Source organism: Comamonas sp. JNW, from assembly GCF_003105075.1.
Classification (GTDB): Bacteria; Pseudomonadota; Gammaproteobacteria; order Burkholderiales; family Burkholderiaceae_C; genus Comamonas; species Comamonas squillarum.
In genome coordinates this window covers 76,891-99,296 of the sequence record NZ_QETI01000007.1, presented here as the reverse complement: position 1 = coordinate 99,296, position 22,406 = coordinate 76,891, and the positions used below count along the sequence as shown (strand labels likewise).

Sequence of the window (22,406 nt, the reverse complement as noted above, 5' to 3'; positions counted from 1 at the left end):
CATGCAAGGGCCTGCGCATGGCCGCCATTGTAGAGGCCTGCCCAGCCCGGCCCAAGCAGCGGGTCGCGCTCGCGTCTCTCCGCCCCGGCTTACCAGCCCAGGCCGATATGCAGCGGCAGGTAGACCGCCATGCCCACCACAATCGTGCCCAGGATGCCGCGCTTTTTGAAGTAATAGATGGTCGCGCAGACCACCGCCGGAATGCGGGCATCGAGCAAGGTGTCGGTCAGCTCGCCCTTGACCATCAACAGCTCGGGCGCAATGACGGCCATCAACGCGGCCAGCGGCGCGTATTTGAGGCCGCGCTTGAGCCAGTCGGGCAAGGGCAGCTCGTTCTTCGGGATCATGAAGAACGCGCGGGTGACCACGGTGATGACGGTCAGGCCCACGATGGCGGTGAGCTGGTAGAGCAGATCCCAGTCGTCCTGGCTCATCGCACATGCTCCTCACGCACGGGCACCGCCGTGGTGCCATCGTCGGGCTGCTCGGGCCCGGGCGATGGCAGCGGTTTGTTCTTGGCCACCACCACGATCTTGGGCTTGCGCCCGCGCTGGTCCACCGCCTCGACCAGGAGGCCGATGGTGACCGCGCAGGCAATCGCCACCAGGATATTGAGCTTGAGCGGAATGCCATAAGCCGCAATCGCCGCCGTGGCCGCCACCAGCGCCGCGACCTTGGTGGCGCGGTCGATCAGCATCGAATAGAGCACACCCAGCAGCGCCAGCACGCCGGCAAAGCCCAGGCCCCATTCCAGCGGTACCACGTTGGCCAGCAAGATGCCGGCAATCGAGAAGCCCTGCCAGGTCACAAAGTTCAGCGACGAGGCGCCCCAGAAGTAGTAGACCTGCTGGGGCTTGGCCACCGGCGCGGTGTAGCGGCGCATGAAGGCCACAAAGATCACATCACCGCTGAAGTAACCAATGCAGAGCCGGTGCCACAGCGGCAGGTGCGCAAAATAGCTGCGCCACATGCTCGACAGAATGACAAAGCGCAGGTTCACGCAGGCGGCGGTGAACCAGACCACCCACATCGGCGAGCCCATCGCCATCAGCGGCAGCACCGCCAGTTGGGCGCTGCCGGCATAGACCACCAGCGACATGAAGATGGCTATGGGGGCGGAGATTCCCGCCTTGACCATGGCCACACCGGTGACCAGCGCCCAGGCGGCAATGCCCACGGCCGTGCCCGACATGTCGACCACGCCGGCACGGAAACTGGGGTGGTCGATGGCGCGGCGCCGGTGGTGCAGGCTCATGGAGCCGCCACGGAGAGCCTGTCGTCACCCAGCACCTGGCCGGGCTGCAGCGCATGGCCGCGCAGAAAATCGGCCGACTGCAGCCGCTTGCCACCGGGCCGCTGCAGCGCGCTGATGCGCAAGGCACCCTCGCCGCAGGCCACCACAATGCCCTGGCCGTCGGCCGCCAGCACCTGGCCGGGAACGGCACCGGCGGGCGAATGCCGCTCGGGCTGCGCTGCCCAAATCTTGACCACCTCCTCGCCCATGCGGGTCGAGGCGGCCGGGAAGGGATTGAAGGCGCGCACGCGCCGATCGATCTGTAAGGCGCTCTGCGCCCAGTCGATGGTGCTTTCGGCCTTCTCGATCTTGTGCGCGTAGGTGATGCCTTCTGCCGGCTGCGGCGCGCGCTGCAAACGGCCCTCGGCGCTCAAGGCCAGTGCCTGCACCAGCATGCGCCCGCCCATCTCGGCCAGCTTGTCGTGCAGGCTGGCGGTGGTGTCATCGGCGGCAATGTCCAGCGCTTCGACCAGGCACATATCACCGGTATCGAGGCCCGCGTCCATCTGCATGATGGTCACGCCGGTCTGGGCATCGCCCGCCTCGATCGCGCGGTGGATGGGCGCGGCGCCGCGCCAGCGCGGCAGCAGGCTGGCGTGGATGTTGAGGCAGCCCTTGGCAGGCAAGTCCAGCACCCATTGCGGCAGGATCAAACCGTAGGCGGCGACGACCATCACATCGGGCTGGGCCGCCAGCAGCGCCGCGCGTGCGACAGCCGCTTCTTGCGGGTATTTGCCATCGAGCCGAAGGCTGAGCGGCTGGCTGACTGCAATGCCGTGCGCCAGCGCGCATTGCTTGACCGGAGAGGCCTGCAGCTTCATGCCCCGGCCGGCGGGCCGGTCCGGCTGGGTCAGCACCAGCGGCACTTCGTGACCGGCGGCCAGCAACTGCTCGAGAGCCACACGGGCAAATTCCGGCGTGCCGGCAAAAACTACTTTCATGTCTTTTTTTAGGTAAGAGGCCAGTTGCGATCGGGCCACGCAGACCGGCCGTCAATCGCGCTGGCGGGGCTCGGGCAAAGGCTCATCCATGAACATCAGCTTTTGCACCACACCTTGCGGATCGATGTGCACATGCGCGAATCGCTTGATGCCATTGTCCCAGAATCGGTAGGTCCAGACCTGTCCCTTGAAGCTCCAGACCCGGGTGATTTCCATCGGCGGGCCAAAATCCTGCATCAGCTGCTGCTCGCTGAACTGGCCCAGCGGGATGGCGCCGAAGTTCTCGGCCGTCAGCACTTGGGTGGTGGTCTGCAATTGGCCATCGGCGCCAAAGCGCAGCTGGTAGGCCTCGCGCCCCATCGGCTGGGTGGTGTAGAGCCAGCGCTCCGCTCCGCCCTCGAGCTTTTTGACGGTCGTAGCAGGGCCGAGCTTGCTCAGCACTTCCTGCTGCGGGGTGCCGGGCTTGAACTGGGTGGGGTAGGCGCAGCCCGCCAGGGCGGCGCACAGCGCGAGCAGCACCATCGCGCCCCACGCGCTGCCAGGCAGCCAGCTCCGTGAAGATCGCGCCGTGCCCATGTCAGCCCTTGGCGTCGGCCAGCTCGCGCTTTTGCTGCTTGACCAGCTTGGACTTGATGCGGTTGCGCTTGAGGGGCGAGAGGTACTCGACAAACACCTTGCCCAGCAGGTGGTCCATCTCATGCTGGATGCAGATGGCCAGCAGGCCTTCGGCGTCGATCTCGCGGCTGTTGCCATTCTCGTCGAGTGCCCGGATCTTGACCGCCACCGAGCGCTCGACACCGTCGTAAATGCCGGGCACAGACAGGCAGCCTTCGTCACCCACCTGCTTTTCATCGCTGGCCCAGAGGATTTCCGGGTTGATGATGGCCATGGGCTCATTGCGCTCTTCAGAGACGTCGATCACCACCACGCGCTCGTGCACGTCGATCTGCGTGGCTGCCAGGCCGATACCGCTGGCGTCGTACATAGTGGCCAGCATGTCCTGGACCAAGGTACGGATGCGGTCATCGACCACGGCCACGGGCTTGGCGACCTTGTGCAGACGGGGATCGGGGTAGCAGAGAATCGGGAGGATAGACATAGTTTTCGCTCTTGAATGTCGTTATTTTCGCCACTTTTGCGCTTCAATGCCCAGATGGCTTGCAATAATCATTGATCGATCAAGGGCTTGGCCCGAGAATCAGAGGCAATTACAAACATTGACAGCAGGCCCACTGTGGCCTGCCAGCGACTGAGAGGGAGTCACCCGGCCATGCGAGCATCCACCACGCCCCTGTTCCACCAGCTGCGCAGCAGCGCCATTGCAGTCGCCTGCATGGCCTGCGCCGGCATGAGTGCCTGGGCCGCCACCCCGGCCGCGCAGTTGCCGGTGACCGCGCAGCAACGCAGCACCGCCCAGCAAGTGGCGGCGCAGGGCATCCCCGAGGCCGACCTGGTCGCCAATGCACCCGAGAGCTACGTGGTCAAGCGGGGCGATACGCTCTGGGATATTTCGCGCATCTACCTGCAACAGCCCTGGCGCTGGCCGGCGCTGTGGGGCATGAACCTGCAGTCCATCGCCAACCCGCACCTGATCTACCCCGGCCAGACCCTGTACCTGGAGCGCCGCAATGGCATAGCGCGCCTGGTCACCTCGCGCTCGGGTGAGGACGAAGTCATCCGCATCTCGCCGCGCGTGCGCAGCGAGAGCCTCTCGGGCACCGCGCTGCCCGCCGTCAACCAGCGCCTCATCGAGGCTTTCCTGGTCGAGCCCGAAGTGCTGGCCGCTGGCGAGAGCGAAAAAGCCCCGCGCCTGGTCGGTGCCGCGCAAGAGCGCGCCCTGCTGTCGCCCGGCGACCGCGTCTATGGCCGCTCGGCCGACCAGTCGCTGGAAACGGGCCAGGAGCGCCAGTACTACCGTGTGTTCCGCAATGCCGTGCCGATGGTCGACCCTGAAACCAACGCCGTGCTGGGCTACGAAGCCCAGTACCTGGGCAAGGTGCAGGTGATGGCCGGTGAGCGCAAGGAGACGACGCTCGATGCCAAGGGCCATGCCCACACCGATCCGGTGCCCGCATCGCTGGACATCACGTCGGTGAAGGAAGAAATCCGCATCGGCGACAAGCTGCTGCCGATGCCGCGCGCTACCGTCACCAGCTATGTGCCGCATGCGCCCGATGAGCACCTGCAAGGCAGCGTCGTGTCCATCTACGGCAGCAACAGCGTGGCCTATGCATCGCGCAACAACGTGATCGCCATCAACCGGGGCCAGGCCGACGGTGTCGAGCTCGGCCATGTCTTCCGCCTGATGACGCGCGGCGCGCGCATCAAGGACAAGACCGACAGCGACCAGACCGTCATCAAGCTGCCCAACGAGGCCAATGGCCTGGCCATGGTGTTCCGCACGTTCGACAATGTGTCCTACGCGCTGATTCTGGAAGCCAAGGAAGGCGTGAAGGTAGGCGACTCGCTGATCTCGCCCGACTACCGCCCCTGATACGGGTAACGGGGAAAGTGGCTCTTGCCCATGACCGAACAAGAGCTGCATGACTGGTTGCGCTTGAGCGCCACGCCCGGCCTGGGCAATACCACCATCCGGCGGCTGCTGGCGCGCTTTGGGCTGCCCGCTGACGTGCTGGCCCAGACCAGCGCCGCGTTGGAGAGTTGCATCACGCCCGCGCAAGCCCGGGCGCTGCACCACCCCAGCCCCGAGCTGCAAGCGCTGCAGGCGGCCACCTGGGCCTGGCTGACCAGCGCGCCCGCCCCTTTGCAGCGCCATGTGCTGACCCTGGGCGACGCCGATTACCCGGCGTCCTTGCTCGAAACCGCAGACCCGCCAGTGCTGCTCTACATCACCGGCCATGCCCGCTGGTTTGGCGCCCAAGGCCTGGCCTGGCCGCACCGGGCGCTGGCCGTGGTCGGCAGCCGCAATCCCACGCCCCAGGGTGCGCTCCATGCCCGCGCTTTTGCGCAGACCCTCGCGCGCCAGGGCGTGACCGTCGTCTCCGGCCTGGCGCTGGGCATCGATGCCGCCGCCCATGCCGGCGCGCTGGAGGCCGCAACAGATACGCAGCCCGCCACCATCGCCGTGATCGGCACCGGCATCGACCGGGTCTACCCCCGGGCCAACCACCCGCTGGCCGCGCAGATTGCCGAGCAGGGCTGGATCGTCAGCGAATACCACCTGGGCACGCCCCCGCTGGCGCAGAACTTTCCCAAACGCAACCGGCTGATCGCCGGCCTGGCCAGTGGCACCTTGGTAGTCGAGGCGGCGACCGCCTCCGGCTCCCTGGTCACCGCCCGGCTGGCCAGCGAGCAGGGGCGCGAGGTCTTCGCCATCCCCGGCTCCATCCATGCGCCGCAAAGCAAAGGCTGCCATGCGCTGATCCGCCAGGGCGCCAAGCTGGTGGAATCGGTGGAAGATATTCTGGAAGAGCTGCCGGCGCTGGGCGGTGCAGCCGCGCGGGCGCCAGCTGCAGAACCCGCCCCAGGGGCTACGCCTGGCGTAGCCGCCAGCAACGATCAGCATGAAGACCAGGGTTTGCTGCAGGCGCTGGGCTTTGACCCGGTCGATCTGGACAGTCTGTGCAGCCGCACCGGCATCGATATCGCCAGCCTGCAGATCCAGCTGCTGGAGCTCGAACTCCAAGGCCAGGTGGCGCGCCTGCCCGGCGGCTTGTTCCAGCGCCTGGCGGCAGGCTAGATCCAGCAGTTACTGCAGAAGCCGCTCGGGGTTGGCCTCGATCTTGGCCAGCGCATCGCGGGCTGCGCGGGCGGTGATGCCTTCGGCATCGCGCGGCAGCAGCAGGCCCGCCTGCAGGTAGTGGCCCATGCGCCGCATCTGGAAGAGAAAGCAGGAGCCACTCAGCGCCGCAAACAGATGCAGCTGCTTGTGCTGGCTGTGCCAGACATACTGCACCTGCAGCGGGCTGGCATTGTGGTCCAGCAGGAACCAGTTGCCCAGCGACAGGTTCTTCGCCCACTCCAGCACCTCGGGCTGCACCAGCGCACCATCATCGGCAATCACCTGGATGCTGCTGGTGTCGATGCCCAGCATCAGCTCGATGCTCTCGGCGCTGAGCGGGTACTCCTCGGTCACCACCTCGTCGAGGGCATCCTCCAGATGCGCCAGGCGCTCTGCCAGCGCAATGATGCGCTCCTGCGGGATCTCATTGGTCTTGGCCAGAAAGGCCTCGGCCACGATGTCCATCAGGCTCTTGATCATCTCGTCCTGGCGCTCGCCAACGATATTGGACAGCGTCAAACCCTGGCGCAGCACGGTTTGCAACAGCGGCAGCTGGCGGATCACCTTGGCACGCTCTTCCTTGCTGGGCTTGGCCGACGCCGACCAGACCAGGTCCAGCGCGGCTTTCTTGAATTTTTGCGTGTTCTCGTGCTCGGCGCCAAAGCGGATGGCCGACATGGCCAGCACATCGGACCACTGCTTGAACAGGAACTCGCGCACATCGCTGTCCACCGGCATCTCCAGCAGCATGTCGCGCAGCTGGATCGTGTACTGGATGGCCAGCGTTTCCTTTTGCTCGATCTGCTGGGCCAGGCTCACCAGCTCGCGCGCGGTGGCGGTCTGGCCGGTCAGGTTCTTTTCGAGGAATTTCTGGAATTCCTTGAGCACCAGCTGGAACACGCGGCTGCCGGTGTCGGGGTACTGCTCAATGACCTGCACCACCCGCTTGACCTCGGCTTCCAAGCTGGTGCCATTGAGCGCAGCGGCCTCAAAGCCCAGCACGCAGGCCCCCATGCGGTCGATCAGCTGGCGCGCGGGGTGCTCGGTGTCATTGAAGAAGGCCGGCTCGGCCAGCGCCACGCGCAGCACCGGCACCTGCAGCCGCGCAAACCAGATGCGGATACCGGCCGGAATGCGGTCTTCGTTCAGGATGCTTTGGAACATCAAGGCGATGATCTCGATGATCGCCTTTTCCTCGTCGGACGAGGCCACGCTCTTGAGCGCCGAGGATTGCTGGCGCACCGCCAGCGCCACCGGCGCCACCACCTGTCCGGGGTCAAAATCGTCATCAGCCGGCGCGGTATGGAACCAGGCCGACTGGATCGCCGTGGGCGGCGAGACCAGCGCATGCTGCAGCGCCGGCGAGATCACATAGCCGCCCGCGTCTCCCAGCGAGGCGCGCACCGAGGTCGGCCCGCCATTGGAGCGGCCACCGGCGACGTTGTGCAAAAAGCCCCGCAGCTGCGCCAGCACACCCTGGCTCTTCTGGCGGGCTGCGCCCATCGCCACCCATCCGGGGGCAGCGGCGCCGCCAGCAGGCATCAGGCCCGAAGGCATGCTGGCCGCGCCTGCGGTCCCTTGCGCTGCGGCCATGCCGCCCGCCTGGTGGGTGGCAGCAGCCACAGCAGCGGCTGCTGCAGAGGCGGTGGCGGCCGGCGCATGGCGCTCGCTTTCAGTGCGTTTGATGCGGTAGCTGCGCAGTTCATCTTCGGTGGCCGCGCCTTGCTCGTCAAAAAAGCGCCGCACGGCCGTGTAGCCGCTGATGCCCAGCGGCGCCAGCGCTTCGAGCATCGGCGTCCAGAGCAGGTCCAGCGTCTTGCGGCTGAGGCCAGCCGCTTCCCAGGCTTCGATCAGCCGCAGGCACCAGGTCTCGGGGCGCAGCGCATCGGCCGGGCCCAGCTCCTGGTCTTCCAGAAACTGGGTCACGCGGCGCACGCTGTCCAGCTCCATTGCGACCAGCTCCAGCAGCTGGGCTGCCAGGCGCGATGCGATGATGCGGCCTTCGATGGCCTCGTTGCTGACCAGCTCGAAGCTGGTGATGGTGGGAGGCGCTGCCACCGGCTCGGGGGCCGGCTCGCCCGCCAGCAGGCTTTGGCGCAGCAGCTTGTTGGCGCTGTCCAGCCAGGCTTGCTGGCGGCTGTCAAACTCGGCAATGGCGGCCGACAGCGCGACATGCGAGCGGGCGGGATCGGTACTGGGCCGCGCCATGATCTGGAGCAGCTCGGCGCGCAGGCGCGCTGCCACCCCGGGCAGACCCGCGCACAAGCCCCCGACAAATCTCAGCCGCGCTTCACGGGCGAGCTTTTTTTGCCAGGTGCGATGGTGCGAGGGTGCAACAGCCACAGAAATCCCATCCCTTATCGGTCTGCTTTATACCGTAGCCCCGGCATTGGGGTCGTTCGGGTCCAGGTCCTTTTGGCTGACCTTGACCAGGTCTTCGCGCTTGACGCCCAGCCACATGGCGATGGCCGCAGCAACGAACACCGACGAGTAGATACCAAAAAGAATACCAATGGTCAGCGCCAACGCAAAGTAATGCAAGCTGGCACCGCCAAAAAGAAACATCGACAGCACCATCGCTTCGGTGGAAGCGTGGGTGATGATGGTCCGGCTCATCGTCGAGGTGATGGCGTGGTCGATCACTTCGGGCGTGCTGAGCTTGCGGAACTTGCGGAATGCCTCGCGGATCCGGTCAAAGATCACCACCGACTCATTGACCGAGTAGCCCAGCACCGCCAGCACACCGGCGAGCACGGCCAGTGAGAACTCCCACTGGAAGAAAGCGAAAAAGCCCAGGATGATCACCACGTCATGCAAGTTGGCGATGGCTGCGGCCACACCGAACTTCCACTCAAAGCGCATCGCCAGGTAGATCACGATACCCAGCACCACGGCGCCCAGCGCCATCAGGCCGCCGTGCACCAGCTCCTCACCGACCGAGGGGCCGACGAACTCGCTGCGCAGCAAGGTCACCCCTGGGTCTGCGGCCTTGAGCGCGCCCATGACCTTCTCGCCTTGCTGGGCGGTGGTCACGCCTTTCTCGATCGGCAGGCGGATCATCACGCGGTCGGCGCTGCCCACGTTCTGCACCAGGATATCCTGGTAGCCGAGCGAGGCGACCTGTTCGCGGATCTTGCCCACGTCGGCAGGCTGCTCGTAGGCCACCTGCATGACAGTACCGCCGGTGAACTCCACCGACAGGTGCAGGCCACGGGTGGTCAGGAAGAACACCGCCAGCACAAAGGTGATCACCGAAATCGCGTTGAGCACCAACGCGTATTTCATGAAAGGGATGTCTTTTTTGATACGGAAGAATTCCATGGTCTTCCTCCTTAACGTTTAGCAGATGCCACGGAGCGGTGGTCTTCGCCCTCGGGCTTCCAGACCTGACCGATCGACACGCTCTTGAGTTTCTTGCGGCGGCCATACCAGAGGTTGACCAGGCCACGCGAGAAGAACACGGCCGAGAACATGCTGGTCAGAATGCCGATGCAGTGCACCACGGCAAAACCGCGCACCGGGCCCGAGCCAAAGGCCAGCAGCGCCAGGCCCACGATCAAGGTGGTGACGTTGGAGTCCAAGATGGTATGCCAGGCATGTTCATAACCGGCATGGATCGCCGCCTGCGGCGACGCACCGGCGCGCAATTCCTCGCGCACCCGCTCATTGATCAGCACGTTCGAGTCAATGGCCACACCAATGGCCAGCGCCATGGCGGCAATGCCCGGCAGGGTCAGGGTGGCCTGCAGCATCGACAGGATGGCCAGCAGCAGCAAGACGTTCACGCCCAGCGCAATGGTCGAGACCACGCCAAAGATCATGTAGTAGATGCACATGAAAACGGCGATCGCGATGAAGCCGCCCACAATGCTCTTGATACCGGCTTCCACGTTCTCTTTGCCCATGCTGGGGCCGATCGTGTATTCCTCGATGATTTCCATCGGCGCGGCCAGCGAGCCGGCGCGCAGCAGCAGCGAGGTATCGCTGGCTTCCTTGGTGCTCATGCTGCCCGAGATCTGCACGCGGCCGCCACCGATTTCGGAGCGGATCACAGGGGCAGTCACCACTTGGCCCTTGCCCTTTTCAAACAGCAGGATGGCCATGCGCTTGCCAATGTTCTCTCGCGTGACGTCCTTGAAGATATTCGCGCCCTTGCCGTCCAGCGTCAGGTTCACGGTCGCTTCATGCGTCTGGCTGTCAAAGCCGGGTTGGGCGTCGTTCAGGTTCTCGCCGGTCAGGATGACCTGCTTTTTCACGACAATCGACTGGCCATGCGGGTCGCTGTACTTTTCAGAGCCAAAAGGCACGGGTCCGGTGCCCATTTCGGCAGCGCGTGCGTCCGAGCTGTCGTCGACCATGCGCACTTCCAGGGTCGCAGTACGGCCCAGGATGTCCTTGGCCTGTGCGGGATCCTGCACACCAGGCAGCTGCACGACGATGCGGTCGGAGCCTTGCTGCTGGATCACCGGCTCGGCCACGCCCAGCTCATTGATCCGGTTGTGCAAGGTCGTGATGTTCTGCTTGAGCGCTTGCTCTTGCACGCTGCGCAGCGATTCAGGCTTGATGTTGGCGCGCACCACATAGGCGCCACCCGTGCTGACCACGTTGGCCTGCAGGTCGGGCATGGTGTCCACAATCAGGTTGCGCACCGTCGTGGCGGTGGCCTCGTCTTGCAGGCGCACTTCGAGCGACTGGCCTTCGCGGTTCACACCGCCGTGGCGAATCTTCTTGTCGCGCAGCGCCAGACGCACATCGCTGGTCAGCGCTTCGGTGCGCTTGGTCAGCGCTGCCTGCATGTCCACCTGCAAGGTGAAGTGCACACCACCGCGCAAGTCCAGACCCAGGTACATGGGCTTGGCATGCAAGGCGGTGAGCCAGGCGGGCGAGCGGGAGATCAGATTCAGCGCCACCACATAGGAGGGGTCGCTGGTGTCGGGGATCAGCACGCGCTCGAGCACGCCCTTGGCCTTGAGCTGCTCGTCTTCCTTGTCGAAGCGGGCACGGATCGAGCCGTTTTCCAGCGCGATGCTCAGCGGCTTGACGTCGGCATCGGCCAGCGCCGTCTCCACGCGCTGCTGCAATGCAGAATCGACCGTGACAGTCGCCTTGACCGAGGCGACCTGGACAGCAGGCGCCTCACCAAAAAAGTTGGGCAGGGTGTAAACAACCCCTACCAGAAGCGCGATCACAATGATCGCGTACTTCCAGACCGGATAACGGTTCATGATCGCGCTCTTACCTTACGCAAAATAGAAGGCGCAGCCATGCTGCGCCAATTGCTGTTTCAACAGTGGATTACTTCAGCGTACCCTTGGGCAGCACCTGCACCACAGCACCACGCTGCAGTTGCACGACGACGCCCTGGGCCAACTCTACTTGCAGGAACTGTTCGTCCAGGCCCACCACGCGGCCCACCAGGCCACCGTTGGTCGCCACTTCGTCGCCCTTGACCAGCGCGTCGATCATCGCACGGGCTTCCTTTTGGCGCTTCATCTGAGGACGGATCATCAGGAAATACAGCACCACAAACATCAGCACCAAAGGCAGCATGCTGGTGAGGGTGGAGGTCATGCCGCCGGAGGCAGCAGCAGCCGGTGCGGTCTGGGCAAAAGCAGAAGAGATAAACAAATGAAGCTCCCAACGTGGATGCAGGCCTTGCCTGGATGACCAAAACCAAGGCCCAAAGAGAAGCATTGTATGCGTGCCCCTCTGCGAACACCCAGGCAATACCTTGGATGCCTCTGGTTTTTCCGGTTGTTTTCATGGAATTAAGCAGCTTTCATGCCAGCGTATTGGTAGAAGCCACTATGGCCCATGCAGCCGCAGAGGTGGTATTTGCGCGCAGAAATGCGGAAACAGCGCGGCATGAACTGCCCAATGTGACAAATTTGTCACACCATCGGGCCGCGCAGCCTGACAAAAAAGCCGCCAGGCACGGTATCCTGGCGGCTTGGTCGGCATGGCCTGCAGAGGCTGATGGCCAATAGCTTTACACCCGAGCCGGTTCTGGCTTGGCGGCCACCGGCGCATTGCCAGCATCCGCTGGGGCACGCCAGCGCGCCATCAGCTGCTGCCATTTGGCACGGGCCGCAGCCAGGTGGCGTTCCTTGACATGGCCATAACCACGGATGTCTTCAGGAATGCTGGCGATTTCCACCGCCAGCGCCAGGCGCTCGGCGCTCAGTCCCTGCAGCAGCTCCTCGATGCAGGCACGGTACTCCTGGATCAGCGCGCGCTCGGTGCGGCGCTCTTCGGTGCGGCCAAAGATATCAAGCGCGCCACCGCGCAGGCCCTTGAGCCCTGCCAGCACGCCAAAAGCCTTGCGCATCCAGCCGCCATAGGCCTTCTTGACCAGCTCGCCCTTATCGTTGCGCTTGGCCGTGGTGGGCGGCGCCAGGTGGTGCACGATCTTGTAATCACCCTCGAACATGCTGGCAATCTTCTCGCTGAACTCAGCCGTGGTGTGCAGACGCGCCACCTCGTACTCGTCCTTGTAGGCCATCAGTTTGAACAGATAGCGCGCCACCGCCTGCGACAGGCGCGTGCTGCTGCCCAATGTCGCCTCGGCCGCTTGCACCTGGTTCACAAAGGCCTGGTAGTCGGCGGCGTAGGCGCTGTCCTGGTAGTCGGTGAGGAAGGCCACGCGCTTGGCCACCAGCTCTTGCAAGGATGGCTTTTTCACCAACTGGATGACCTGCTGGGCGGCAAACATGGCCTGAACCTGGGTCAGGTTGGCGGCGCATTGGCGGCCCCACTCAAACGCGGCCTTGTTGTTGTCCACCTGCACACCGTTCAGTTCCATCGCCCGCATCAGTGCGGCATGGGACAGCGGCACCCGGCCCTTTTGCCAGGCGTAACCCAGGATCAGCGGGTTGGTGTAGATGCTGTCGCCCAGCGCCTGGGTGGCAATGTGCTCGGCATCGAACATGCCCACACCCTCTTGGCCGACTGCGGCCAGGATCGCCGATTCGCAACCGGCCTCGGGGAACTGCCAGTTGGGGTTGTGCACAAAGGCTGCCGTGGGCGCGCCATGGGTGTTGAGCGCCACAAAGGTGCGGCCCTGCTGCATAGCCGCCAAGGTGGTCTTGTTGGCCGCGACGATGGGGTCGCAGCCAATGATGAGGTCGGCCTTGGCCGTGTCCACCTTGGTGGTGTAGATGGCATCAGGTGAATTGGCGATCTGGATATGGCTCCAGGTCGAGCCGCCCTTTTGCGCCAGACCTGCCGCATCCTGCGTGACCACGCCCTTGCCTTCCAGGTGCGCAGCCATGCCCAGCAGCGAGCCGATCGTGATCACGCCGGTGCCGCCGACACCGGCCACCACAATGCCCCAAGCCTGCGTGGCCACAGGCAGCACCGGATCGGGCAAGGCGGGCAGCTTGGCCATATCGCCCTTTTTCTCCTTCTTGGCTTTTTTGAGCTGGCCGCCTTCGATGGTGACAAAGCTCGGGCAAAAGCCTTTGACGCAGGAGAAATCCTTGTTGCAGGTGCTTTGGTTAATCTTGCGCTTGCGGCCAAAATCGGTCTCCACCGGCTCGACCGACAGGCAGTTGGACTGCACCGAGCAGTCACCGCAGCCCTCACACACCGCCTCGTTGATGATGACGGTCTTGGCCGGCGTGGCCAGCGTGCCGCGTTTGCGGCGGCGGCGCTTTTCGGTTGCGCAGGTCTGGTCATAGATGATGGCCGTCGTGCCCTTGAGCTCGCGGAACTCGCGCTGGATGCGGTCGAGCTCGTCGCGGTGGTGCACGGTCACGCCAGCACCCAGCTGCACGCCTTGGTATTTTTCCGGCTCGTCGGTCACGATGACCAGCTTCTTGACCCCTTCGGACAACAGGCTGGTCATGATCTGCAGCACCGAGTGGCCCTCGGGCCGTTCGCCCACGCGCTGGCCACCGGTCATCGCCACGGCATCGTTGTAGAGCACCTTGTAGGTGATGTTCACACCCGAGGCAATGCTCTGGCGGATGGCCAGCAGTCCGCTGTGGAAGTAGGTGCCGTCACCCAGGTTCGAGAAGATATGCTGGTCGGTGGTGAACGGCGCCTGGCCGACCCAGGTCACACCTTCGCCGCCCATCTGCGTGAAGGTGCTGGTGTTGCGGTCGGGCATCCAGTTGACCATGTAATGGCAGCCAATGCCGGCTACGGCGCGGCTGCCTTCGGGCACGCGGGTGCTGGTGTTGTGCGGGCAGCCGCTGCAAAACCAGGGCAGGCGGTCGACCGACTCTTGCCCGCTGTCCTTCAGGCCCTGCTCGCGCGCGGCAATCACCTGCAGCCGCGCATCCATGCGGCGCACGATGTCATCGGGCACGCCCAGCTTTTTCAGGCGCTTGGCCAGCGCCTGCGCAATCAGCGCCGGGGTCAGGTCGGCCTTGGGGCGCAGCAGCCAGTGCTCGCTGGGGTTGGGCACCGACCACTCGCCGCCCGAGTGGTCGCCATCGGTCTCATCAAACTTGCCCAGCACGTGGGGGCGCACATCCGAGCGCCAGTTGTACAGCTCTTCCTTGAGCTGGTACTCGATCATCTGGCGCTTTTCCTCGACCACCAAAATCTCCTGCAGGCCCATCGCAAAGTCGCGTGTGATCGAGGCCTCGAGCGGCCAGACCACGTTGACCTTGTGCAGGCGGATGCCCAGCTGGCGGCAGGTGTCGTCGTCGAGACCCAGGTCGATCAGCGCCTGGCGCGTGTCATTGAAGGCCTTGCCGCTGGCGATGATGCCAAAGCGATCGTTGGGGGTGGAGATGACGTTGTAGTTGAGCTTGTTGGCGCGGATATAGGCCAGCGCCGCATACCACTTGTAGTCCATCAGGCGCGCTTCCTGCTCCAGCGGCGCATCGGGCCAGCGGATGTGCAGGCCGCCGGGCGGCATCACAAAGTCATCGGGGGTGATGATGTTGACGCGGTCCGGGTCCACCGAGACGCTGGCCGACGACTCCACGATCTCCTGGATCGTCTTCATGCCCGACCAGACGCCGGAGAAACGGCTCAGCGCAAACGCGTGCAGGCCCATGTCCAGGATGTCCTGCACGCTGGAGGGAAAGAACACCGGCGAGCCCACCGCCTTGAAGATGTGGTCGCTCTGGTGCGCCGCCGTCGAGGATTTGCTGATGTGGTCATCGCCCGCCAGCGCAATCACGCCGCCGTGCTTGGCCGTGCCCGCCATGTTGGCGTGCTTGAACACGTCCACGCTGCGGTCCACGCCCGGGCCCTTGCCGTACCAGATGCCAAAGACACCGTCGAACTTCTTGCTCTGCGGGTACAGGTCGAGCTGCTGCGTGCCCCAGACGGCGGTGGCGCCCAGCTCTTCGTTGACGCCAGGCTGGAACTCGATGTGGTTTTCCTTGAGGTGCTTTTTGGCCGCCCACAGCGCCTGGTCGTAGCCGCCCAGGGGCGAACCCCGGTAGCCGCTGATAAAGCCTGCGGTGTTGAGGCCCTGCAAGGCATCGCGCTGGCGCTGCAGCATCGGCAGGCGAACAAGGGCTTGCACCCCGCTCATGAATGCACGGCCGTGTGCCAATGCGTATTTGTCGTCGAGCGTGACGGTTTCCAGCGCCTTGCGAACGGACTCGGGCAGTGAAGCGTTCATCACACACCTCCTTGGCAAACAGGCTCGACGCCAAATACGCCACGTGCGGCTGCGCCGCCCGCTGCGTTTTTGTGTTGCAACCCGCGTTGCAGGTTGTCATCGAGCGTGACGGTTTCCAGCGCTTTGCGAACAGACTCGGGCAGTGAAGCGTTCATCACACACCTCCTTGGCAAACAGGCTCGACGCCAAATTCGCCACGTGCGGCTGCGCCGCCCGCTGCATATTTGTGTTGCAACCTGCGCTGCAGGTTGTCATCAAGCGTGACCGTCTCCAGCGCTTTGCGGACGGACTCGGGGAGTGAGGCATTCATCGTCTTGTCTCCTGGGGAGAGCACCCGGTGGCCGCTTGTGGCAGGTCCGGGATTGTGGGGCGTTATAAGAATCTGGCACCCGCAGATACCAGCAATGCATCCGGGGGCCAGCGGGCACGGCAAAACACCAGGCCCTTCATCGCTGCAGTGTATGACGGGCAGCAAGAATAAAGTATTCTTTTCCTTGCCGGGGTTTACCTAGTATTTGAAAGAATCTTGCTCAATAATGGCAATAAATGAACCAAATTGACAAATTCGACTGGGCCATCCTCTACGAGCTGCAAAAAAACGCCCGTTTGACGAATGCCGAACTGGCCCAGCGCGTGGGCCTGTCGGCCGCGCCCTGCTGGCGCCGGGTGCGTGCGCTTGAGGAGGCCGGCTACATCACCGGCTACCACGCGACCTTGGACCGCCACAAGCTCGGTCTGGGCGTGCTGGCCTTTGTGCGCGTCGATGCCGCGCAGAACACCGCCGATATCACCTTGCGCATGGAGGAATCGATCCGCCTGCTGCCCGAGGTCACGTCGTGCCACTACATCAGTGGCGCGGGTACGTTTGAGCTGCAGGTGGTCGCCAAGGACCTGGAGAGTTTTTCCAGCTTTATCCGCAATGTGCTGCTGCACCTGCCCAATGTGAAAGATGTGCACACCACCTTTTCGCTCGGCGAGGTCAAATCCAGCAGCGCCTTGCCGCTGCCGATGACGGCCAACCCCAAGGGCGCGCCTTCGCGTTGACCGCAGCGGGCACCGCAACAACGCCATGCAAAAGGCCAGCCTCGCAGCTGGCCTTGGTGGCTCCAACCCAGCGCCTCAGCGCTTGGCCACGCCCCGGGGCCACAGCACCCACAGGCGCAGCGGCTGCTTGACCCGGCCGGCGAAATCACCCGCCTCATGGCCCCAGCCGGCAAAGTAGTCGGCGCGCACGGCGCCCAGGATGGCACTGCCCGTGTCCTGCGCCATCACCAGGCGGTTGAGCTGCACGGTAGGGCCGGTGGACGACAGCCACACAGGGGTGCCGTAGGGGATGCTACCCCGGTCCACCGCAATCGAGCGGCCAGGGGTCAGCGGCACACCCTGGGCACCATTGGGGCCAAACTCGGCATCGAGCGGCGACAGCGGCTCTTCCTTGAAGAACACATAGCGCGGGTTGCTCCAGAGCAGCTCGTTGACACGGGTTGGGTTCGCGGCAATCCAGGCCTTGATGCCCGGCCAGGTGGCATCGCGCACCAGGCCCTGGTCGAGCAGCCACTTGCCAATGCTCTTGTACGGGTGGTCATTGGTGGCGGCATAGGCCACACGGATCAGGCGCACCGAGCCATCGGCCTCCTGGATGCGCACCCGGCCCGAGCCCTGGATGTGCAGCACCATCGCATCGACCGGGTCGTTGACCCAGGCAATCACCTTGTCCTGCAGCTCGGCCTGCACCTGCGGCAGGGTCTCGATCTGCTGGCGGCTGAACCAGGGCTTGCGCGTACCCAGCGTGGCTGGCGACCGGTACAGCGGGATCGAATAGCCATTGCCCGGCTGGCGCGTGCCATCGAGCATGGGCTCGAAATAGCTTGTCAGCATGCCATCGGGGTTGCCATCGAGCGATTCGACGCGGTAGGGCTGAAAGCGCGACACCATCCAGGCGCGCTGCTCTTCGGTCGAGGCCAGGCTCATGCGCCGCACCTCGGAGCAAAACTGCGCAAACGGCGCGGGCGGGCGGCTGCAGCTTTTGATCCAGGCGTTCCAGGCATCGGCCAGGTTGTCCTGCTCCAGGCCGGGCACCGACGACCAGTGCACCGGCACCCAGCGGCTCTTGGCCTGCTGGATCGCCGGGGGCAGCGGCTCATTGGCATCGGGTGGCAGCACCTCGATGCTGCCCGATACCGGCGGGCGGGTGGTCGGCGAAGACGGCTGGTCCAAAGGGACTTGGCTGGAGCAGGCGGCCAGAATTCCTACAATCGCAGCCATCGACAGCGTACGTAAGGAGCGGGTACCGATGGGACTGATATTGCTGGAAGCGCTATTGGCGTTGGTCATACTGGTGGCGATCGTCTGGTGGACGATGTTTGCCGGTCGCAAAAAAGGGGAAATCGTAAGCAAAGATGAGCAGCCTCCTCGCGACTAGCTTGCGCAAATCGTAGGACATGGCCGCTCATTGCCGTCATTTTTACCATTTTTGAACTTTGTCTCTGGCATTTGGCAGTTCTACTGCCCACAATTTGCATCCACGGCCTGCTCCATTTCCGGATCGGCCCTTGCATCAGAGGAGTTCAAGCATGCGTAAACAAATTCTAGTCTCTGCCGTTGCCAGTCTGGCCATCCTGAGCGGTTGCGCCAACATGTCTGACACCCAACGCCAAACCGCCACCGGCGCCGGCGTGGGCGCACTGGGCGGCGCTGCCGTGGGTGCGATCGCTGGCGGCCATGCAGGCTCGGGCGCGGTGATCGGCGCGGGTATCGGCGCGCTGGGCACCTATATCTGGTCGCAGCACATGCAAAAGCAAAAGCAGGAGATGGAGCAGGCCACCCAGGGCACCGGCGTGGTGGTGACGCAGACGCCGGACAACCAGCTCAAGCTCGATATCCCCAGCGACATCTCGTTCCAGACCAACCGCTCGGACATCCAGGGCAACTTCGCACCGATTCTGGACCGCTTTGCCGAAGGCCTGCGCAACAACCCCAATGCCCAGGTACGCATCATCGGCCACACCGACAGCACCGGCAACGACGGCATCAACGACCCGCTGTCGCTCGCCCGTGCCGAGAGCGCCCGCAACTACCTGACGCAGCGCGGCGTGAACGGCGCGCGCATCCAGGTGCAGGGCATGGGCTCGCGCCAGCCCGTGGCCAGCAATGACACCCCGGCTGGCCGCGCGCACAACCGCCGCGTCGAGATTTATGTCGGTGAAGTGCAGCCAGGCCGTTAACACCTGCCTGTGCGGAATACACAAAGGGCATCAGTTCAAGGACTGGCGCCCTTTTTTGTGGGCCCGCGCTAACGGCAGACTCAGGAAAGATCGCGCAGCAGGTTGGCCAGCTCCACCGCTGATTTGACCTGCATCTTGTCAAACACCCGGGCCCGGTGCACTTCGACCGTGCGCACGCTGATGGTCAGCTCATCGGCAATCAGCTTGTTGGGCAGGCCATCGATCACCAGGCGCATGACGGCCTGCTCGCGGTCCGTCAGCTCGGCCACGCGCTCGCGCACGCCTTGCTGCGAGCGCAGCGTCTCCAGATAGTCGCTCGATGCCTGCAGCGCATGCTCGATACGGTCGACCAGCACGTTGTCGGAAAACGGCTTTTCGCAAAAATCAAAGGCACCGCGCTTGACGGTGGCCACCGCCGTGGGTACATCGGCGTGGCCGGTCAAAAAAATCACTGGCAAGGCGGCAATCACATCCATCTCGACCAAGCGGTCAAACAGCGCCAGGCCACTCATGCCGGGCATGCGCACATCCAGGAGCGCACAGGCCGGGTCCACCTGGGGCGGGCGGCTGCGCAGCATGGCCTCAAAGGCCTCGGCCGAGGCAAAACTCTCGCTGAGCAAGCGGCGCGAGCGCAGCATCCAGGCCAGGGCATCGCGCACCTCGGCATCATCATCGACGATATACACGGTCGCATTCACAAGCGGCTGCATCTCTGAACTTTCAATCGTTGCGCCAGGTTGGCAGGGTAAAACTGAAGATGGTCCCGCGGGGCTGGTTGGGCAGATAGCGCAAGTGGCTGCCATGCTGCTCGACCACAGTGCGGCACAGGCTCAGGCCCAGGCCCATGCCTTCCTCCTTGGTGGTGAAGAAGGGGGTGTAGAGGCGTGCGGCCACCTCCTCGGTGATGCCCTCGCCCACATCGGCCACGACAAACTCCACCCAAGACCGGCCATCGTCGCTGGGCGCCAGCCGCACCAGCATCTGCAGCACCCGGGGGTGCGTGCCGCCATAGTCCATGGCCTGCATGCCATTGCGGCTGAGGTTGAGCAGCACCTGCTCGACCATGGTCCGGTCACAGAAAACGGCGGGCAAGCCCGGCGCGACCTCGGTGGCCACATCGACATAGAGTTTACGCGCCTGCAGCCGCACCAGCGGCAATACCGCGTCCATCAGCTCGGAGGCCTGCAAAAACTCGCGCGACTGGTCGCGCCGGCGCACAAAGCCATGCACGCTCTTGATGACCTTGCCCGCCCGCTCGGCCTGGAAGGCCATGCGCTGCACGGCCATGCGCACATCGGGCAGGTGCTCCTGCACCTCATCGGGCGAGGCGCCATCGGGCAGCAGGTTCATGATGCCCGTCGCATAGCTGGAGATCGCGGCCAGCGGCTGGTTGAGTTCGTGGCTCAGCAGTGAGGCCATCTCGCCCACCGTCGCCAGGCGCGCGGTGGCCTGCAGGCGCTCCTGCGAGGCGCGCGAGAGCTCCTCGACCCGGCGCTGCTCGCTCATGTCGACAAAGGCGCTCATCCATCCGGTATGCAGCCCGGCGGCATTGATCAGCGGGGCCTCGAAAATCAGCACCGGAAAGCGCCGGCCTTCTTTGTGCATGAAGGTCGATTCATAGCCCTCGCGCGGCGGCGGCAAATGGCCTGACAGGCGGATCTGCTGGCGGCGCGCGTATTCGGGCGCCATCTCCGGCGGCCAGTAAGGCGTGGCCTTGCTCGGGTCCAGAATCTCCTCGGCCGAAAAGCCCACCATCTCGCAAAACGCCGGGTTCACATAGGTGACCTTGCCATGCAGGTCGCGCGCGCGCAGCCCTGTCACCAGCGAGTCTTCCATCGCCTTGCGAAAGGCCAGCGCATCACCCAGATCGCGCTCGGCTTTCAGGCGGCGGCGGTTGTCGCGCACCAGCACCACCAGCACGGTGATCAGCGCGATCGACATGCCGGTAACCAGCGCGGTGAGCACATTGGGAAAGACATTGGGCGCCGCATGCCAGCTGTCCACCCGCAGCATCAGCGCCACACCGGGCAGATCGAGCAGCTGGTTGGAGGTGAACACGCGCGTGCCGCGCCGGGGTGTGCTGACAATCGCCAGCCGCGTGCCATCGGTCTCGGTGAAGGACAGCTCATGGTTGCGGCGCAGGCTCTCGTTGACCAGGTCCGACAGCACGTTCTGCAGGATGTAGGTGGCCACCGCAAAGCCGTGCAGCTGGTCACCAGTGATCACCGGCACGCACAGTTCGAGCAGCTCCAGCCCGGTGCCATTGCCCTGCGACAGGAAATAGCTGCCCGCGTACGAGGCCGCGCCGGTGTTGCGGGCGCGCAGGCAGGCGGTATGGCTCTCGGTGTTCATGCCGGTGCGGTCAATGGCCGACCACTGCAGGTTCAAATAAGGCGACTCCTCGCTGGCCTCGATCTGCAGCTGCGGGTTGCGCCATTCGATATGCGCCAGGTCACGCTGGTTGCGCAAGATGGTGGCCGCAGCCGACTGCCAGGCCATCACATCGCTGTCATAGCGCGGCATGCTGCGCAAGCGGTTGACGTTGTCGTTGAACCGGCTGCGGATATCGCTGACGGCATCTTGGGCCTCACGGTCCAGGCGCTGCTGCACTTCAGAGATCTCATAGCGGCCGGCCAGCCAGACCTGGGTAACCAAGGTGCCCGCCACCAGCAGCACCAGCGCCGACCACAGCGACCAACGCCGCCAGCTCTGGTGCCAGCGCTGCGCCAGCGACTGCGCCCAATGCGCCATCAGCATACGCGGTGCTGCAAGGCAGGCAGCTGCTGGCGCCAGCGCTGCAGTTGCGCCCAGTCCAGGTCGGCCAGCACCATGCCGGGCTCGCTCGCCTGCAGCGCCATCACCTCGCCCCAGGGGTTGATGGCCATGCTGTGGCCCCAGGTGCGGCGGCCGTTTTCATGCTGGCCGCCTTGGGCTGCGGCCAGCACATAGGCCAGGTTCTCGACGGCACGCGCGCGCAGCAGCAGCTCCCAGTGCGCCTGGCCTGTGGTGTAGGTAAAGGCGCTGGGCACCAGCATCAACTGGGCGCCCGCCTGCGCATGCAGGCGGTAGAGCTCGGGAAAGCGCAGGTCGTAGCAGATGCTCAGGCCGATGCGCCAGCGGTGGCCATCGTGGCTGGGCAGGTCAAAGTGCACCGGCGCATGGCCAGGCGCGATGACGCGGTGTTCGTCATAGGACTCGCGCTCGTTGGCATAGCAAAACAAATGCATCTTGTCGTAGCGCACCACGCAGTCGCCCTGCAGGTTGTAGACGCAGCTGCTGTTGTAGACATGCGCGGCGTCCGGCCCCTGCAGCGGCACGGTGCCGCCAACGATCCACAGCCCCAGGCTGCGGGCGCTGTCGGCCAGGAACCGCTGCATGGGGCCTTCGCCAAACGGCTCGGCCAGCGCCAGCTTGTCGGTATCGCGCTCGCCCATCAGGCAGAAGTACTCGGGCAGCACCGCCAGCTCCGCTCCAGCGGCTGCCGCCTGCTGCAGCAGCTGCCAGGCCTGCGCGCGGTTGTGCTCCCAGTCTGTGCTGGTCACCATTTGGAGTGCGGCTACTTTCATCGATGCATCCTGCAAGAGAAACTGGCAGCTATTATCCGTAACCGCTGACCGGG

The 22,406-nt window shown here is 64.5% G+C and carries 21 protein-coding genes; 5 read left to right on the top strand and 16 right to left on the bottom strand.

Annotated elements, in window-relative coordinates; translation table 11 throughout:
* Positions 1-89: 89 nt before the first annotated feature.
* From DCO45_RS12125 to def, 5 genes are read right to left on the bottom strand one after another with little or no spacing between them, the layout of a single operon-like run.
* Positions 90-434 (bottom strand): AzlD domain-containing protein, encoded by a 345-nt coding sequence (locus DCO45_RS12125; protein ID WP_116926085.1) that lies wholly within the window; start codon positions 432-434, stop codon positions 90-92.
* A complete protein-coding gene (locus tag DCO45_RS12120) occupies positions 431-1,255 on the bottom strand; it encodes an AzlC family ABC transporter permease (protein ID WP_116926084.1) in 825 nt (274 codons plus the stop codon). Before DCO45_RS12120 ends, DCO45_RS12125 begins: the two co-directional genes overlap by 4 nt.
* Positions 1,252-2,235 carry a methionyl-tRNA formyltransferase gene (gene fmt, locus DCO45_RS12115; RefSeq protein WP_116926083.1) on the bottom strand — a complete coding sequence of 328 codons (984 nt, stop codon included), beginning with the start codon at positions 2,233-2,235 and terminating at the stop codon, positions 1,252-1,254. Before fmt ends, DCO45_RS12120 begins: the two co-directional genes overlap by 4 nt.
* 51 nt (positions 2,236-2,286) lie before the next feature.
* Complete coding sequence (locus DCO45_RS12110; protein WP_243419330.1) at positions 2,287-2,811, bottom strand: hypothetical protein; 525 nt, start codon at positions 2,809-2,811, stop codon at positions 2,287-2,289.
* 1 nt (position 2,812) lies between these two features.
* Entirely contained in the window at positions 2,813-3,334 is a 522-nt protein-coding gene (gene def, locus DCO45_RS12105) for a peptide deformylase (protein WP_116926081.1), read from the bottom strand.
* 171 nt (positions 3,335-3,505) lie between these two features.
* Here def and DCO45_RS12100 point away from each other — a divergent pair, with 171 nt between their 5' ends.
* Positions 3,506-4,729 (top strand): LysM domain-containing protein, encoded by a 1,224-nt coding sequence (locus DCO45_RS12100; protein ID WP_116926080.1) that lies wholly within the window; start codon positions 3,506-3,508, stop codon positions 4,727-4,729.
* A 30-nt stretch (positions 4,730-4,759) separates the two neighbouring features.
* Positions 4,760-5,935 carry a DNA-processing protein DprA gene (dprA, locus tag DCO45_RS12095; protein WP_116926079.1) on the top strand — a complete coding sequence of 392 codons (1,176 nt, stop codon included), beginning with the start codon at positions 4,760-4,762 and terminating at the stop codon, positions 5,933-5,935.
* Between the two features lie 9 nt (positions 5,936-5,944).
* Here the strand turns inward: dprA and DCO45_RS12090 are convergent, their stop codons facing one another.
* The 4 genes from DCO45_RS12090 to yajC all read right to left on the bottom strand — a co-directional run bounded on the left by DCO45_RS12090 (position 5,945) and on the right by yajC (position 11,605).
* Positions 5,945-8,320 (bottom strand): DUF1631 family protein, encoded by a 2,376-nt coding sequence (locus DCO45_RS12090; RefSeq protein ID WP_116926078.1) that lies wholly within the window; start codon positions 8,318-8,320, stop codon positions 5,945-5,947.
* A gap of 27 nt (positions 8,321-8,347) precedes the next feature.
* Entirely contained in the window at positions 8,348-9,298 is a 951-nt protein-coding gene (secF, locus tag DCO45_RS12085; protein ID WP_021026467.1) for a protein translocase subunit SecF, read from the bottom strand.
* Between the two features lie 11 nt (positions 9,299-9,309).
* Complete coding sequence (secD, locus tag DCO45_RS12080; protein ID WP_116926077.1) at positions 9,310-11,202, bottom strand: protein translocase subunit SecD; 1,893 nt, start codon at positions 11,200-11,202, stop codon at positions 9,310-9,312.
* Between the two features lie 70 nt (positions 11,203-11,272).
* Positions 11,273-11,605 carry a preprotein translocase subunit YajC gene (gene yajC, locus DCO45_RS12075; protein ID WP_021026469.1) on the bottom strand — a complete coding sequence of 111 codons (333 nt, stop codon included), beginning with the start codon at positions 11,603-11,605 and terminating at the stop codon, positions 11,273-11,275.
* A 35-nt stretch (positions 11,606-11,640) separates the two neighbouring features.
* On the opposite strand from yajC, the gene DCO45_RS22700 reads away from it, so the two are divergent.
* Positions 11,641-11,964 carry a hypothetical protein gene (locus DCO45_RS22700; RefSeq protein WP_133248142.1) on the top strand — a complete coding sequence of 108 codons (324 nt, stop codon included), beginning with the start codon at positions 11,641-11,643 and terminating at the stop codon, positions 11,962-11,964.
* Between the two features lie 2 nt (positions 11,965-11,966).
* Here the strand turns inward: DCO45_RS22700 and DCO45_RS12070 are convergent, their stop codons facing one another.
* The 3 genes from DCO45_RS12070 to DCO45_RS22955 are packed head-to-tail and all read right to left on the bottom strand — an operon-like array spanning position 11,967 to position 15,873.
* A complete protein-coding gene (locus DCO45_RS12070; protein WP_116926076.1) occupies positions 11,967-15,563 on the bottom strand; it encodes an indolepyruvate ferredoxin oxidoreductase family protein in 3,597 nt (1,198 codons plus the stop codon).
* The gene (locus DCO45_RS22960; protein WP_165841186.1) at positions 15,563-15,718 is read right to left on the bottom strand and encodes a hypothetical protein; all 156 of its coding nucleotides are present in this window, start codon (positions 15,716-15,718) and stop codon (positions 15,563-15,565) included. Before DCO45_RS22960 ends, DCO45_RS12070 begins: the two co-directional genes overlap by 1 nt.
* On the bottom strand, positions 15,718-15,873 hold the full coding sequence (locus DCO45_RS22955) for a hypothetical protein (RefSeq protein ID WP_165841185.1): 156 nt from the start codon (positions 15,871-15,873) through the stop codon (positions 15,718-15,720). The genes DCO45_RS22960 and DCO45_RS22955 overlap by 1 nt, the downstream gene beginning before the upstream one ends.
* Before the next feature lie 236 nt (positions 15,874-16,109).
* On the opposite strand from DCO45_RS22955, the gene DCO45_RS12065 reads away from it, so the two are divergent.
* A complete protein-coding gene (locus tag DCO45_RS12065; protein WP_116926075.1) occupies positions 16,110-16,607 on the top strand; it encodes an Lrp/AsnC family transcriptional regulator in 498 nt (165 codons plus the stop codon).
* Positions 16,608-16,682: 75 nt separating this feature from the next.
* On the opposite strand, the gene DCO45_RS12060 is transcribed toward DCO45_RS12065, so the two are convergent.
* The gene (locus DCO45_RS12060; protein WP_116926201.1) at positions 16,683-17,897 is read right to left on the bottom strand and encodes an MltA domain-containing protein; all 1,215 of its coding nucleotides are present in this window, start codon (positions 17,895-17,897) and stop codon (positions 16,683-16,685) included.
* Between the two features lie 239 nt (positions 17,898-18,136).
* On the opposite strand from DCO45_RS12060, the gene DCO45_RS12055 reads away from it, so the two are divergent.
* The gene (locus DCO45_RS12055) at positions 18,137-18,787 is read left to right on the top strand and encodes an OmpA family protein (RefSeq protein ID WP_021026474.1); all 651 of its coding nucleotides are present in this window, start codon (positions 18,137-18,139) and stop codon (positions 18,785-18,787) included.
* A gap of 80 nt (positions 18,788-18,867) precedes the next feature.
* On the opposite strand, the gene DCO45_RS12050 is transcribed toward DCO45_RS12055, so the two are convergent.
* From DCO45_RS12050 to DCO45_RS12040, 3 genes are read right to left on the bottom strand one after another with little or no spacing between them, the layout of a single operon-like run.
* Positions 18,868-19,497 (bottom strand): response regulator, encoded by a 630-nt coding sequence (locus DCO45_RS12050; RefSeq protein WP_116926074.1) that lies wholly within the window; start codon positions 19,495-19,497, stop codon positions 18,868-18,870.
* Positions 19,498-19,507: 10 nt separating this feature from the next.
* Positions 19,508-21,538, bottom strand: a complete 2,031-nt coding sequence (locus tag DCO45_RS12045; RefSeq protein WP_116926200.1) for an ATP-binding protein — start codon at positions 21,536-21,538, stop codon at positions 19,508-19,510.
* Complete coding sequence (locus DCO45_RS12040) at positions 21,538-22,353, bottom strand: carbon-nitrogen hydrolase family protein (protein ID WP_116926199.1); 816 nt, start codon at positions 22,351-22,353, stop codon at positions 21,538-21,540. Before DCO45_RS12040 ends, DCO45_RS12045 begins: the two co-directional genes overlap by 1 nt.
* Between the last annotated feature and the right edge of the window lie 53 nt (positions 22,354-22,406).